At 50.4% G+C, this 12,687-nt stretch carries 15 protein-coding genes; 9 read left to right on the top strand and 6 right to left on the bottom strand.

Translation table 11 applies throughout. The features are described 5' to 3' along the window. Positions 1 to 21: 21 nt before the first annotated feature. From M2277_RS08800 to M2277_RS08775, 6 genes are all read right to left on the bottom strand, one after another. On the bottom strand, positions 22 to 1,773 hold the full coding sequence (locus M2277_RS08800) for an ABC transporter ATP-binding protein (protein WP_280754772.1): 1,752 nt from the start codon (positions 1,771 to 1,773) through the stop codon (positions 22 to 24). 292 nt (positions 1,774 to 2,065) lie between these two features. Further along, positions 2,066 to 2,335, bottom strand: a complete 270-nt coding sequence (locus M2277_RS08795; protein WP_006207570.1) for an HPr family phosphocarrier protein — start codon at positions 2,333 to 2,335, stop codon at positions 2,066 to 2,068. A 102-nt stretch (positions 2,336 to 2,437) separates the two neighbouring features. Then, entirely contained in the window at positions 2,438 to 3,367 is a 930-nt protein-coding gene (gene whiA / locus M2277_RS08790) for a DNA-binding protein WhiA (protein WP_006207569.1), read from the bottom strand. A 5-nt stretch (positions 3,368 to 3,372) separates the two neighbouring features. Next, positions 3,373 to 4,314 (bottom strand): gluconeogenesis factor YvcK family protein, encoded by a 942-nt coding sequence (locus tag M2277_RS08785; protein ID WP_152825128.1) that lies wholly within the window; start codon positions 4,312 to 4,314, stop codon positions 3,373 to 3,375. A gap of 57 nt (positions 4,315 to 4,371) precedes the next feature. Continuing rightward, on the bottom strand, positions 4,372 to 5,280 hold the full coding sequence (rapZ, locus tag M2277_RS08780) for an RNase adapter RapZ (protein ID WP_006207567.1): 909 nt from the start codon (positions 5,278 to 5,280) through the stop codon (positions 4,372 to 4,374). Between the two features lie 52 nt (positions 5,281 to 5,332). Next, positions 5,333 to 6,283 carry an ROK family glucokinase gene (locus M2277_RS08775; protein WP_036644252.1) on the bottom strand — a complete coding sequence of 317 codons (951 nt, stop codon included), beginning with the start codon at positions 6,281 to 6,283 and terminating at the stop codon, positions 5,333 to 5,335. A gap of 312 nt (positions 6,284 to 6,595) precedes the next feature. On the opposite strand from M2277_RS08775, the gene M2277_RS08770 reads away from it, so the two are divergent. The 9 genes from M2277_RS08770 to M2277_RS08730 all read left to right on the top strand — a co-directional run bounded on the left by M2277_RS08770 (position 6,596) and on the right by M2277_RS08730 (position 12,664). Further along, positions 6,596 to 7,519, top strand: a complete 924-nt coding sequence (locus tag M2277_RS08770) for an ABC transporter ATP-binding protein (RefSeq protein WP_006207565.1) — start codon at positions 6,596 to 6,598, stop codon at positions 7,517 to 7,519. 2 nt (positions 7,520 to 7,521) lie between these two features. Continuing rightward, complete coding sequence (locus M2277_RS08765; protein ID WP_063478272.1) at positions 7,522 to 8,268, top strand: ABC transporter permease; 747 nt, start codon at positions 7,522 to 7,524, stop codon at positions 8,266 to 8,268. Positions 8,269 to 8,284: 16 nt separating this feature from the next. Further along, positions 8,285 to 9,496, top strand: a complete 1,212-nt coding sequence (locus M2277_RS08760) for a sensor histidine kinase (protein WP_006207563.1) — start codon at positions 8,285 to 8,287, stop codon at positions 9,494 to 9,496. Further along, positions 9,429 to 10,040, top strand: coding sequence for a response regulator transcription factor (locus M2277_RS08755; RefSeq protein WP_036644244.1), 612 nt, complete (start codon positions 9,429 to 9,431; stop codon positions 10,038 to 10,040). Before M2277_RS08760 ends, M2277_RS08755 begins: the two co-directional genes overlap by 68 nt. Positions 10,041 to 10,213: 173 nt before the next feature. Continuing rightward, on the top strand, positions 10,214 to 10,582 hold the full coding sequence (locus M2277_RS08750; protein ID WP_006207562.1) for a GntR family transcriptional regulator: 369 nt from the start codon (positions 10,214 to 10,216) through the stop codon (positions 10,580 to 10,582). 5 nt (positions 10,583 to 10,587) lie between these two features. Further along, a complete protein-coding gene (locus M2277_RS08745; RefSeq protein ID WP_006207561.1) occupies positions 10,588 to 11,046 on the top strand; it encodes an ATP-binding cassette domain-containing protein in 459 nt (152 codons plus the stop codon). A gap of 28 nt (positions 11,047 to 11,074) precedes the next feature. Next, entirely contained in the window at positions 11,075 to 11,467 is a 393-nt protein-coding gene (locus M2277_RS08740; protein ID WP_235187503.1) for an ATP-binding cassette domain-containing protein, read from the top strand. Beyond that, positions 11,460 to 12,149, top strand: a complete 690-nt coding sequence (locus M2277_RS08735) for a hypothetical protein (RefSeq protein WP_006207559.1) — start codon at positions 11,460 to 11,462, stop codon at positions 12,147 to 12,149. Before M2277_RS08740 ends, M2277_RS08735 begins: the two co-directional genes overlap by 8 nt. A gap of 62 nt (positions 12,150 to 12,211) precedes the next feature. Further along, entirely contained in the window at positions 12,212 to 12,664 is a 453-nt protein-coding gene (locus tag M2277_RS08730) for a hypothetical protein (RefSeq protein WP_006207558.1), read from the top strand. Positions 12,665 to 12,687 lie beyond the last annotated feature (23 nt).

Raw genomic sequence — 12,687 nt, 5'->3', positions numbered from 1 at the left:
CCCAGCATGTTCAAGCTGCCATCAAGCCTCCATCGTTTCATTCATCTGCAGCTGCTGCACCGCGAATTCTCTATACATCGCATGCTGCTCGATCAATTCGTCATGCGTTCCCCGTCCGGTTACCGTTCCCTTCTCAATGAAAATGATCTGGTCGGCTCCCACCACCGTGGATAACCGATGCGCAATAATAATCGTGGTCCGTCCAGCCATGAGGTTCTTGAGTGCCTTCTGGACTTCAATCTCCGATCGGCTATCCAGACTGGAGGTCGCTTCATCCAGCATCAGAATCTTGGGATTTCGCAGCAGTGCTCTGGCAATCGCAATCCGCTGCCGCTGCCCGCCGGAGAGCTTCACGCCCCGTTCGCCCACATCCGTATCAAAGCCGTTTGGCAGCTCATCAATGAATCCGTCCGCATACGCCATCTCGGCTGCTCTTCTAATCTCGGTCATGCTCACTTCCCGGTCCATCCCATAACATAGGTTTTCGCGAATGCTTCCGGCGATCATCGGGCTTTCCTGTGAAACATACCCGATCAACCCGCGCCAGGAACGTAAGGAGAAGGTATCAATGGATGCCTTGCCTAAACGGATCTGACCCTTCTGCGGAAGGTAGAAACGCTCCAGCATGGAGAACAGTGTCGTTTTGCCTCCGCCGCTCGGACCGACCACGGCCGTGACCGTACCCGGCTCCATCTGAAAGCTGACATCGCGCAATACCGGCTCCTCCGGTTTGTAACCAAACGAGAGATTCTCGATGGACACCCGCTGATTCGCGTTCACGACCTCAGCACCGGCTGAGATGAGTTCTTCCTCTGCATCCAGTGTTTCCAATATTCGCTCTGTTGCTCCCTTGGCCTTCTGAAACTGGGTAAAAAACGTCGTTAACTGCGTCATGGGCATCACAATCTGGATCAGATACAGAATGAATGCAACCAGCTCGCCCGCCGTGAGTGCTCCTGTTGACACCTGAAGCCCGCCATATCCAATAACAACCACCAGCAGCATCATCAGCACAAAGGACATCAGCGGTGCGATACAGGCCGACACAACGCCTTCCTTAATACCGAAGTTGAGCAGGTTGGTAATGCCTTTATTTCCGTTCTCAAACTCTTTATCCTCCGCGTTAGAGGCTTTAACCAAGCGAATCTCCGACAAAACCTGGCTAATATTCGCCGTAAACGCAGCCGTCTCGTCTTGCATGCCAAGCGAGATTTTATACATCTTCTTCCCAAGTGGCACCAGAATCAGCGCAGCGATCGGTATGACGATAAACATCGTCAGTGTCATTTTCCAGTTAAGATATAACAACACGCCTATCGAACCGACTATCGAGATGATCCCGCTGAAGAATCCCGCCACGTGATCCGATATGAGACTTTTGATCACACCTGTATCATTCGTCATTCGACTGACCGATTCCCCTGAACGGTTATGATCAAAGTAACGGATCGGCAGCACAAGCAGCTTCTTCCACAGCCTTTCCCTAAGGGAAGCCACCATCTTCTGTCCCGTATAACTTAGCAGGAAAATCGAAACCCCGGCTGCAATCGTCTGCACGATAAACGCGACCCCAAGGCCGATGATATGCGTGCTGTTCATATCCGTTAAGGAGAAGCCGTCCACCAAGCTCTTGGTAAACATCGGAATGACAAGTCCAACCAGCGTCGAGACCACATTAAGAAGGATAGCCCCAATCAGCAGCAGCATGGGTGGTTTGGTTTCTTTTAATAGTCGAAAAAACGCCTGGGAACCTGCTTTCCTGCTCCCGGTCATCTCTTTCTGCGGTATTGTCTGAGTCGAAGCATTGTCCATCACACTCATCATGTTCTCTTCCCTTCCCCATATCCCTTTATATTGTCTATAAGGCAAGAATAAAACAACAAGTTAAACGGAAGTTAAACGGACAGCTTTCTTTGATCTAGACAACAAAAAAAGGCGGATTCCCCCGCCCCTTCTCTTAATCTATTCTTATGTACTATGAATCCCACGAGACTCAACATGAACTAGATAGTAAAAAAAGCCTTGCATTGACAAGACTTTTCTTATACTTGAATCACGGATGCAATTATTGATTCTCGAGTTCCTCTTTGCTCACCAAGTTCACGAGAGACGTAACCGCTTGCTCAGCGTCAGCTCCCTCAGCACTAATGTAAACTTCGGTACCTGAGCTGATCGCAAGGCTCATAATTCCCATGATACTTTTGGCATTTACTTTTTTATCATCTTTTTCAACAAAAATTTCGGATGAGTATTTATTCGCTTCCTGAACGAACAGCGCGGCCGGTCTGGCGTGAAGACCCGTCTTTAACCGAACGACTACCGGGTGCTTTGTCATGAAAATTACCCCCTATCTAATAAATCTGCTGCATTGAAAGCGCGATTGACATTTTATAATATTATACCATTTTACCATACAGGACACTAGAAGAAAAAAATCTTATGCATTCCGAATCTTTTCGGCCATTTCATCGATTTTGCGCAGACGGTGATTTACCCCTGATTTGCTGACGGTTCCTTTGAGAAGCTCTCCGACTTCCTTCAGATTCATATCCGGGTGAGCCAGCCTGATTTCGGCCACTTCCCGCAGTTTATCAGGCAAGTTTTCAAGGCCCAATTCCCTTTGGAGCAGCTTGATGTTCTCAATCTGACGAACGGCAGCACCAATCGTTTTGTTCAGGTTGGCGGTCTCGCAGTTGACAATCCGGTTGACGGAGTTGCGCATATCCCGCATAATCCGGACATCCTCGAACTTGAACAGCGCCTGATGGGCACCGATCAGATTCAGAAATTCGATGATTTTCTCGCCTTCCTTAATGTAGAAGATAAAGCCTTTCTTCCGTTCGATGCAGCGTGCATTCAGATGAAACTCATTAGCCAGATCCACCAGGGACTGACAATGCTCTTCATACATCGAGGCAATTTCCAGATGGTACGAAGATCCCTCCGGATTGTTCACGGACCCGCCTGCCATAAAGGCACCACGAAGATATGCCCGCTTACAACAGTTTTTATGAACGATCTGCTCATCAATGCGGGACTGAAACAGAAAGCCTTCGGATACAATGCGCAGTTCTTTGAGGATCTCCTGAACCTGGGCGGGAATACGAACGATATATACGTTATTCTTCTTCAAACGCATTTTTTTACGCACCAAAAGTTCAGTATGCGCCTGGAAATGCTTCTTAATTAAGGAATAAATACGTCTTGCAATCGCGGCATTTTCCGTTGAAATATCCAGGATTACCTTTTTGTTCGAAAGCTGAACAGAACCGTTCATCCGAATGAGCGCGGACAGCTCGGCATTTTCACAGCAGTTCTGGCTTTCGACCATCGTCAGTTCTTTCTTCGTCTGTGCCGCAAAGGACAAGGTACTCACCCCTTTCGTGTAGTCCAATCCTGCACCAGCTGAAAAATATGGTTGCTCAGCTTGTCAGCATCATGCCTTAAGTATGTTCTAAATAGCACAAGCTTATCTGCAATGAGTTTATATCCTCGGCTGGTCACCTCGTCACGATCCAGTACCACCGGCTTTGCACCCTTCTGGGCATACTTATCCTGAACCTGAGGCGGGATTTCTCCATCATTTACAATAACATAATCGAACAGATGAAGACCAATATGGTCATAAACGGCCTGCAAGTGGTCGCTCACCGTATAATTATCCGTCTCTCCCGGCTGCGTCATCACATTGCACACAAACATTTTGATGGCTTCGGACGATACAATGGCTTCTGCAAGCTTGGGAACAAGCAAATTGGGCAAAATACTGGTATACAGACTTCCCGGGCCGATCAGAATGGCATCGGCCTGTTGAATCGCCTCCAATGCCTCCGGCAGCGGCTCGACATGCTCAGGCTCCAGGGATATCCGCTTAATGCGACCCCCGGCCTCCGGGATTTTGGATTCACCCGTCACAATGGTGCCATCCTCCATCTCCGCATGCAGAATCACGGCTTCACCCGCTGCGGGGAGCACCTGTCCACGAACAACAAAAACCCGGCTCATCTCCTTGACTGCCGTGACAAAATCTCCGTGCAAATCCGTCATGGCAGCCAGGATTAGATTGCCGAGGCTGTGCCCGGCCAGTCCCGAGCCTGTTTTGAAACGGTATTTCAATATATCTGACAACAGCGGCTCCACGTCAGCGAGTGCTGTAAGTACGTTACGGATATCTCCCGGAGGCGGCATCTGTAACTCGCTGCGCAGTATGCCGGAGCTTCCTCCATCATCAGCGACTGTTACGATGGCCGTAATATCGAGCGGCTTCTCCTTGAGTCCCCGAAGCATGACGGACAGCCCGGTTCCTCCACCCATCACAACAATGCGGGGGCGCTTTCTAGCTTGCACAGCCACATTTATCACTTCCCTTAATTAATGCCGATCCCGATCAGAATCGCGGTGACTCACCGATACCGTCTCCGTTTCGCTGACCCCGAGCATTTTGCCAAGGTATTCAGCAATTGCCACGGAACGGTGCTTCCCACCGGTACAGCCAATGCCGATAATAACCTGACTCTTGCCTTCCTTCCGATACTGAGGGATCAAGAAATGCAGCATATCCAGCAGTTTGGTCAGAAAAGCTTGCGTCTCCGGCCACTTCATTACATATTCATACACATCACTGTTTTGACCTGTGTTTGGCCGCAATTGCTCAACATAATGGGGATTGGGCAGAAAACGAACATCAAACACCAGATCGGCATCGATCGGAATGCCATATTTGAATCCAAAGGATGTGATATTAACCGATAGCGTGCTGCTCTCCAGATGCGTAAAGCGTGAAATAATCTTCTCCTTCAAGCGGACAGGCTTCATGTTGCTGGTATCAATCACCTGGGTAGCTGAGTTCTTCAGCTCATCCAGCATTTTGCGCTCCAACCGGATACCGTCAAGCGGCATGCCTTCCGGAGCGAGCGGATGGCGACGGCGACTCTCCTTGTAGCGCTGAACGAGCACGGAATCCGTGGCATCCAGGAACAGAATTTCACAATGAATGGTGAAATGATCCTTAATGTAGTTCAGAGACTCCGATAAAGCGGTGAAAAACTCGCGGCCACGCAGGTCGATGACCAATGCAACCTTGCCGATCTTACCCTTCGATTGATCGATCAGCTCCGCGAATTTAGGAATGAGCACCGGGGGCAGGTTATCAACGCAAAAGAATCCAAGATCCTCCAGACTTTGTACGGCCAAGGTCTTACCTGCTCCCGACATCCCCGTGATGATGATCAGGGTGGCCATGGATGATGTGTTGCTGCCGCGGTTGGCTGCTTCCAGCATCAGCTTTCCCTCCCTTATGAGTTTAAATCAGACGATGTATGGTGAATGAATACTACGAACGTAAATGCAGACCGGCAGCTCCAACAACACCGGCATCGTTGCCAAGTTCAGCGGGAACGATGCGCACGCCGCGCTGCAGCGGTTCCGGTGTCAGCTTCGCGAATACCGTGCGAACCTCATTGAACAGAATGTCGCCGGCATTGGATACGCCGCCGCCAATAATAAAGGCTTCCGGGTTCAATACGGCGGCAACAGCAGCCATCGATTTGCCCAGGTAGTATGCTGCGCGATTTACGATGCGAATGGCAACTTCATCGCCCGCTTTTGCAGCATCAAACACTTCCTTCGCTGCAATGTTCTCAACATGCGCAAGGGAAGTGCGGTCACCGCGCTCGACAGCATCCTTCGCCATACGGATGATACCCGTTGCCGAAGAAACCGTCTCCAGACAGCCCATTTCGCCGCATCCGCATTGAATCGCTTCCAAATCCGGCACAACCGAGATGTGACCAAGCTCGCCAGCCATGCCGCCGAAGCCTTGATAAATCTTGCCGTTTACAATTATGCCGCCGCCCACGCCGGTTCCAAGCGTGTAGCATACGCAGTTCTCAACGCCGCGACCTGCACCGCTCCAGGCTTCGCCCAGTGCAGCCACGTTGGCGTCGTTATCTATTTTGACAGGCTTGCCGAGACGCTCTTCAAGCAGTGCGCGAATCGGTACATCTTTAAATCCTACATTCGGTGCCAGAATGATAATGCCTTCACGTATATTCGTAAAGCCGGCGAATCCAGCTCCAACACCAGCAAGTTGATCCCAGCTGTATGGCGATTCCTCTACGATGTGACGCACATATTTCTCAATGTTGTCAATAACCGTGTCAACGCCTTTGGCTGTTTCCGTCGGTCCCTCATACTTCTGCAGAAGATGCCCTTCTTCATTGCATATTCCAACTTTAATCGCTGTACCGCCTAGATCGACACCGACGTAGATGTTCTCAGACATGTTTCAAGCCACCTTTTTCCTTCTATATTATAGATTGCTCCTACTGTACCCACTATAATTGAAGGCACTGCTCCGGTCAAGAGAAGACCAAGGGATGGAAAAAGGGAAGCAAGCCTTTATCCACGCATATGTAAGCGGATACAACCCTCCTCCAAATCGCCCTCATTTGTTCATAATCCTACTTCCTCTCACCTTAGGTCGAAACCAACATGACAAAAGTCACTTCGAAGTGATGACATCCTGTACTAACGGGTGTTTCTTCTCTTTCGTATGATGAATTCAGATCATTTCGATACGAGAGGGTGCGATACCATGCCAGAATTCATCGGTGAGCCAGTTGCAGAACTGCGGAAGGTTACCAAGATGTTCGGAAGCAAAAAAGCCGTCAACCAAGTGTCATTTGCTATAGAAAAAGGATCCGTCACCGCGATTCTCGGGCCCAACGGAGCAGGGAAATCTACCGCTATTTCCATGATGCTCGGACTGAAAGACGCGAGCGAAGGTGAAGTTCTCCTGTTCGGCCGAAGCCCGAAGGACCTCAAGGTTCGCGAGCGGCTCGGCGCCATGCTCCAGGAGGTCAGCGTCATGGATGGACTCCGCACGCGTGAGATCATTAATCTCATTCGCGGCTATTATCCCAATCCGCTGTCGCTGCAAGACATCGCCTTACTTAGCGGGCTCACATCCGAGGAGCTTAACAAATGGGCCGTCAAAATGTCCGGCGGCCAGAAGCGCAAGCTCAGCTTTGCGCTGGCCATTGCTGGCAATCCCGAGCTGCTATTCTTCGATGAGCCTACCGTCGGGCTGGATACATCGGCACGCCGGTTATTCTGGCAGACGGTGCGCAAGCTCGCGAGCCAGGGCAAGACCATTCTGTTCACCACCCATTATCTGCAAGAGGCAGACGATATGGCTGACCGGATTCTGCTGTTCCATCAAGGTCAGGTAGTTGCAGACGGTACGCCGGCAGCCATCAAATCCAAGCTGACCCGCCGCTCGGTATCCTTTATCGTGGATGCGGATCACCGGCAGGTCAAGGAACTGCTTCATGAGGTGCCGGGTGTAACGGATGTATATGAGCAAGACGGCAGGCTGCACGCCGTCACCGACGATACGGACACAGCGCTTGCGGCTCTGTTCCGCACGGGGCTTGCCGTGCGCGATATGCGCATCGATCAGGGAAGCCTGGACGAAGCCTTCGACCAATTAACGACGAGTCAAGAGGAGGCCGTATAAACATGACAACCTGGAAACTGATTATCTTGCAGTGCCGAATGGAGCTGCTGCGCATGGTACGTAATCCGTATTATATTTTCTGGTCGCTTGCGATGCCCATACTGTTCTATTTCATCTTCACCCGGGTGGTCAATACGGGAGCGGACGACGCCGGACAATGGCAGGCGCATTATCTCATGTCCATGGCATCCTTCAGTGTCATGGGCACCGCTATCATGTCACTCGGCATTCGCCTCGTTCAGGAGAGAGTTCAGGGCTGGGCCATCTACATGCGGGTGACGCCGCTTCCCGGCAGTGTATATTTCTTCGGTAAAATGTTTGTGCAAACCGTCATGCATCTGCTTTGCATCGTCGTAATTTTTGTTGCCGGTTACCTGATGAACGGGGTGTCCCTCTCCTTCTGGCAGTGGGTGCTCAGCGGTCTCTGGATTCTGATCGCGTCCGTTCCATTCCTAGCTATCGGCACCTTGATTGGCTCCATGAAACGCGTGGACACGGCAAGCGGCGTCAGCAACGGCATCTACTTGGGGCTTGCTATTACGGGCGGGATGTGGTTCCCAATCGATGCAATGCCTTCCATCATGCAAGCCATTGGCAAATGGATGCCGTCCTACCATTTTGGCGGCGGTGCCTGGTCAATCGTGCGCGGAGAAGCGCCGGGGCTGGATAATTTCGTTATTTTAGCAGCTTATTTGGCTGTATTTATGGTAATATCCACCTATATCCGTAAAAAACAACAAGCCGACTGAAGGATAAGGTGATGGGATGAAACGCTTCCGGTTTGAAATATTTCCGCGTCATATGGGATTCTTTCCATATATGTGGCTCATCTATATGCTAATGCCGTTCTTTAACATGTTCCAGGCGGATGCCTTAAGGCAATGGATAGGATTTCCGCTGCTGGCGTTGTTTCTTGTCACGTACCGCCAGCTTTATTTTCTGGAGGGCAAAAAGCAATTCATGTACTGGCTCGTCCTCCAGATGTCCATTATCTTCATCCTGTCTGTCTGGTATCATCCAACCTATATGTATATGGGCTTCTTCACGGCTAATTTCATCGGCTGGTATGCCGATCATCGTAAATTCACGCAGGCCATGATTCTGTTCTTCATCGTCGAGGCGATTCCGCTTGCCCTTCATGTCCGAACCATGGCCCCGATGGATTTTATGATCATGCTGCCGTTCTTCCTGATCATGCTCATATCTCCGACAGGATTCCGTTCCCTGAGCAGGCGGCAGAGGCTGGAGCAGGAGCTCGCGCAAGCAAACGAGCAGATTCGCAACCTGATTAAGGGCGAGGAGCGAATGCGCATCGCGAGAGATCTCCACGATACGCTAGGGCATACGCTGTCACTTATCACATTGAAAAGTCAGCTTGTGGAGAAACTCGTCGTAAAGGATCCCGGGAAGGCCCAGCTCGAAGCCAGGGAGATTCAGAACACCTCGCGTGCCGCGCTGCGTCAAGTCCGTGAGCTGGTATCCGATATGCGAACCGCTACCCTGCCCGAGGAACTACAGGAGGCCCGGATCATACTGGAGAGCGCAGATATCCAGCTGATCTGCACGGGCAATCCGAAGCTGGAGGGAATATCCGACCTCGCTCACAATATCCTTAGCCTCTGCTTGCGGGAGGCGGTAACCAATGTGGTCAAGCACAGTCAGGCAAGCCAGTGCCGGATCGTTATCGAATCGCTGAACAATGAATGGCGTATTATGGTGGCTGACAACGGGATCGGTCTTGCAGACAAGGAACAGGGCAGCCCCGCTTCGGACAGCAATGGCCTGAAGGGCATGGCCGAGAGGCTGGCCCTCATTGGGGGTACCGTCGAAGCGAGCTCCGAACAACAAGGCACGATATTAAACATACGCGTTCCCATTGTCATCAAGAACCGGAAGGAGGACACATCCCATGAGCATCAAAGTACTGATAGCCGAGGATCAGCGAATGCTTCGCGGCGCTCTGGCTTCTTTGCTTGACTTCGAAGACGATATTGAAGTGATTGGCCAAGCGGGCGACGGTGCTGAAGCACTATCTCTGATTGCAGTGCACAAACCCGATGTATGTCTGCTGGATATCGAAATGCCCGTGCGCAGCGGCCTTGAAGTGGCGGAGGAAGTGAAGCAGCGCGGTTATTCAAGCCGGGTGATCATTCTGACCACGTTTGCAAGACCCGGTTATTTTGAGCGGGCCGTACAGGCGGGGGTTCAGGGATACTTGCTGAAGGATGAACCCAGTGAGCGACTGGCAGAAGCCATCCGCCGGGTGATGGAGGGGCGGCGGGAGGTTTCCCCTGAGCTGGTCTTCGGGACGTTATCAAGCGCAGGCGCCAATCCGTTAACCGAACGCGAACGGGAGGTGCTGCGGCTGGCTGCAGACGGAAACAGCTCTAATGATATCGCCTCGAAGCTGCACTTGTCCTACGGGACCGTCCGCAACTACATGTCCGAAATATTAAGCAAGCTGAACGCCAAGAACCGGATCGAGGCCATCACGATGGCGGAAGAGAAGGGCTGGATATAGCGTCTTGGCTGCTTTGATAAAGTTTGTACCCTCGTCTTTATAAGACGGGGGTTTTTTGAGATTCACAGTACAAACAGGCCCATTATGGTCTGTTTTTTCTTTTTTTAGTTGACACATCCTTCCACCTGGTATTATAGTATGTTGCAAGACTAACATACCGACAGGGTGATATCATGAATTCGATGTTTGACGAAGGGCAGCCGATTTTTCAGCAAATTGCAGACATGATTGAAGATGACATATTAAACGGGACTTACCAAACAGATGATCAGATTATCTCGATGTCGCAGTTCGCGAGTACTTTTCAGGTCAATCCCGCCACAGCTGTAAAAGGCATTGCCCTGCTTGTCAATGAAGGAATTTTGTATAAGAAAAGGGGGCTGGGCATGTTTGTTGCAGCGGATGCCAAATCCATCATATTAACGAAACGGCAGGATCGATTCTACAACGAGCTTGTATTGAAACTGCTGGACGAAGCGGAAAAGCTTGAGCTGACCACCGAGGATGTTATTGAAATGATCAAACAGAGGAATAGGAGATGAGCAAAATGGGCGCATTACTTACATGCTCCAACCTGGGCAAGCGTTACGGGAGTACGGAGGCAGTCCGAAATTTGGAACTGCATTTAGAGGAGAATACCATCTACGGTCTCCTTGGCCCGAACGGTGCCGGAAAGACCACGCTGCTCAACATGATGACCGGCGGAGCCTTTCCCGACTATGGCAGCATCCAGATCTCGGGCGCAACGCTGAAACGGGGAGAAACCCCGAGGGGCATCTGTTATGTAAGAGAGAAAAATTTATTCTTCGGCGGAGCAAAGGTTATTGAAGTATTGCGACTTGCATCAGCCTTTCATGAGAATTGGAACTGGGACTATGCCCAGAGCCTGCTGAAGACATTCAAGCTGAACCCTGACCAAAAAATCCGTCAGCTCTCACGGGGCATGGAATCCCTGGTTGGAAATATTATCGGCCTTGCCAGCCGCGCACCCATTACGGTATTTTGATGAACCGGTGCTTGGACTGGATGTGCTTATGCGAGAAAAATTTTATCGCGTTCTGGTTGAGGATTATGCCAATCATCCCCGGACCATCCTCCTCTCGACCCATCTGATCGATGAGATTGCTACTGTCGTTGAGAGGGTCTACATTATGGATTCCGGCTCCATTTTACTGCATGACGATGTCGATCACATCCGCGCTAACTCCCATCTGTTGACAGGGAATCAGGAGCAAATGGAGCAATTTACGAAGAAGCGGCATGTGATCTATAAAGAATCTTATGGCAAGGGCTCCATAACGGCTATATACGGGACTATCCATGAGGCTGACCGCATGCAAGCCAACAAACTCGGGATTGTCATTGACGGCTTGCCGCTGCAAAAGTTTTTCTCCTATTTAATAGAAGGAGGTCAGATCATTGAATAAGTCCACTGTGCTCATGAGAGCTTCATTTCTGCAGCTTCGACCTTATCTCTGGTCGATTCTTGGCACTATTGCCATTAGTATTCTTGCAAATGTTATCGTAAGCCTGTCTCTTGGAGATAATGGTGAGAATACGCAAGTGTCGGCGGCCAATCTTCTCACCGTGTTCCTGTTATTCATAGGCAGTGTGCTGCCAGCAGGCTTATTCAGACGGGTGATGAATTTAGGAGCTACACGAAAAGAATATTATGCTGGCATGCTCCTTGTTTACGCCCTATGGTCTGCCATCTTTGCCATGCTTAATATCATCTGGCTTCAAATCGAAATCGGCTTTATACGAAACTACGAAAACACCTTTAACATCCTCGAGATATTCGGGTGGAGCCAATTCGGTATCGTTGGCATGTTTGTCTATCAATTTGGCGCCTATCTGCTTCTTATTTCATTGCTGAATCTGCTGTTCTCCGGCCTCCGTCACGTTCTGGGCTGGGTAGTTTGGGTGGTGTTCATAGCAGCAATACCGATCTTTACATCCATCCCTTCCCTCCGGCATACACTGGCCGATGGCTTGCAGGCCCTTCTGTTTAACGATTCACTTCTGCAGGGATTCGGACTCACGCTGCTCATATCACTTGTTCTCCTTGCAGGTGGCTGGTGGTTTACGGCTAGACGTACTATCTCGTAGTCCCAATTCACATAACAGCGCGTATATTAGATCAGTCACTCTGGAGAGGAATGATAATTCACATGAAGAAGGATGCTGTTCCCCATGAGGTATTCCAGTCCTTTCTGTTATGGATGATTGCCATCGGTGCAGGCATATTCGAGATGACGGTAGCGGTCATCGACTATATTTCCACCCATGCAGGATCTGAAATCGGCGGTATTCTCATTCATATAGCCACACGATCCATGTTATTCGCTGCCCTTGTCTACATCATGTTCAGAATGCTTCGAGGAAAAAATTGGGCGCGCATCGCATTGGCCCTGCTATTAGGCGGGATTGGCCTCCTCTCCTTAACCATTGACCCCATCCAATGGCTTATGTCAGGAAATTCATTGTGGGAGGCCTTCGCTCATGCAGACAATATTTCTATACTGTTTGCATCCAGCCGAGTCCTTCATATCATCGCTGTTATTTCCGCCCTCGTCTTTATGTTCAAACCGGCGGCGAACCGGTACTTTAAAGCCGGGTTGTAAATCAATCCAGCCGCAGGTTCATC

This window comes from Paenibacillus sp. LBL (assembly GCF_029893715.1).
Taxonomy (GTDB): domain Bacteria; phylum Bacillota; class Bacilli; order Paenibacillales; family Paenibacillaceae; genus Paenibacillus_AQ; species Paenibacillus_AQ glucanolyticus.
This window is presented reverse-complemented; position numbering and strand designations above follow the sequence as displayed.

Excerpts from the sequence above, each read along its gene's own strand:
- M2277_RS08800 (WP_280754772.1), bottom strand. The coding sequence starts at position 1,773 with ATGACCGGGAGCAGGAAAGCAGGTTCCCAGGCGTTTTTTCGACTATTA.
- M2277_RS08795 (WP_006207570.1), bottom strand. The coding sequence starts at position 2,335 with ATGACAAAGCACCCGGTAGTCGTTCGGTTAAAGACGGGTCTTCACGCC.
- M2277_RS08785 (WP_152825128.1), bottom strand. The coding sequence starts at position 4,314 with ATGGGTGGAGGAACCGGGCTGTCCGTCATGCTTCGGGGACTCAAGGAG.
- rapZ (WP_006207567.1), bottom strand. The coding sequence starts at position 5,280 with ATGCTGGAAGCAGCCAACCGCGGCAGCAACACATCATCCATGGCCACC.
- M2277_RS08775 (WP_036644252.1), bottom strand. The coding sequence starts at position 6,283 with ATGTCTGAGAACATCTACGTCGGTGTCGATCTAGGCGGTACAGCGATT.
- M2277_RS08770 (WP_006207565.1), top strand. The coding sequence starts at position 6,596 with ATGCCAGAATTCATCGGTGAGCCAGTTGCAGAACTGCGGAAGGTTACC.
- M2277_RS08765 (WP_063478272.1), top strand. The coding sequence starts at position 7,522 with ATGACAACCTGGAAACTGATTATCTTGCAGTGCCGAATGGAGCTGCTG.
- M2277_RS08760 (WP_006207563.1), top strand. The coding sequence starts at position 8,285 with ATGAAACGCTTCCGGTTTGAAATATTTCCGCGTCATATGGGATTCTTT.
- M2277_RS08755 (WP_036644244.1), top strand. The coding sequence starts at position 9,429 with ATGAGCATCAAAGTACTGATAGCCGAGGATCAGCGAATGCTTCGCGGC.
- M2277_RS08750 (WP_006207562.1), top strand. The coding sequence starts at position 10,214 with ATGAATTCGATGTTTGACGAAGGGCAGCCGATTTTTCAGCAAATTGCA.
- M2277_RS08745 (WP_006207561.1), top strand. The coding sequence starts at position 10,588 with ATGGGCGCATTACTTACATGCTCCAACCTGGGCAAGCGTTACGGGAGT.
- M2277_RS08740 (WP_235187503.1), top strand. The coding sequence starts at position 11,075 with ATGCGAGAAAAATTTTATCGCGTTCTGGTTGAGGATTATGCCAATCAT.
- M2277_RS08730 (WP_006207558.1), top strand. The coding sequence starts at position 12,212 with ATGAAGAAGGATGCTGTTCCCCATGAGGTATTCCAGTCCTTTCTGTTA.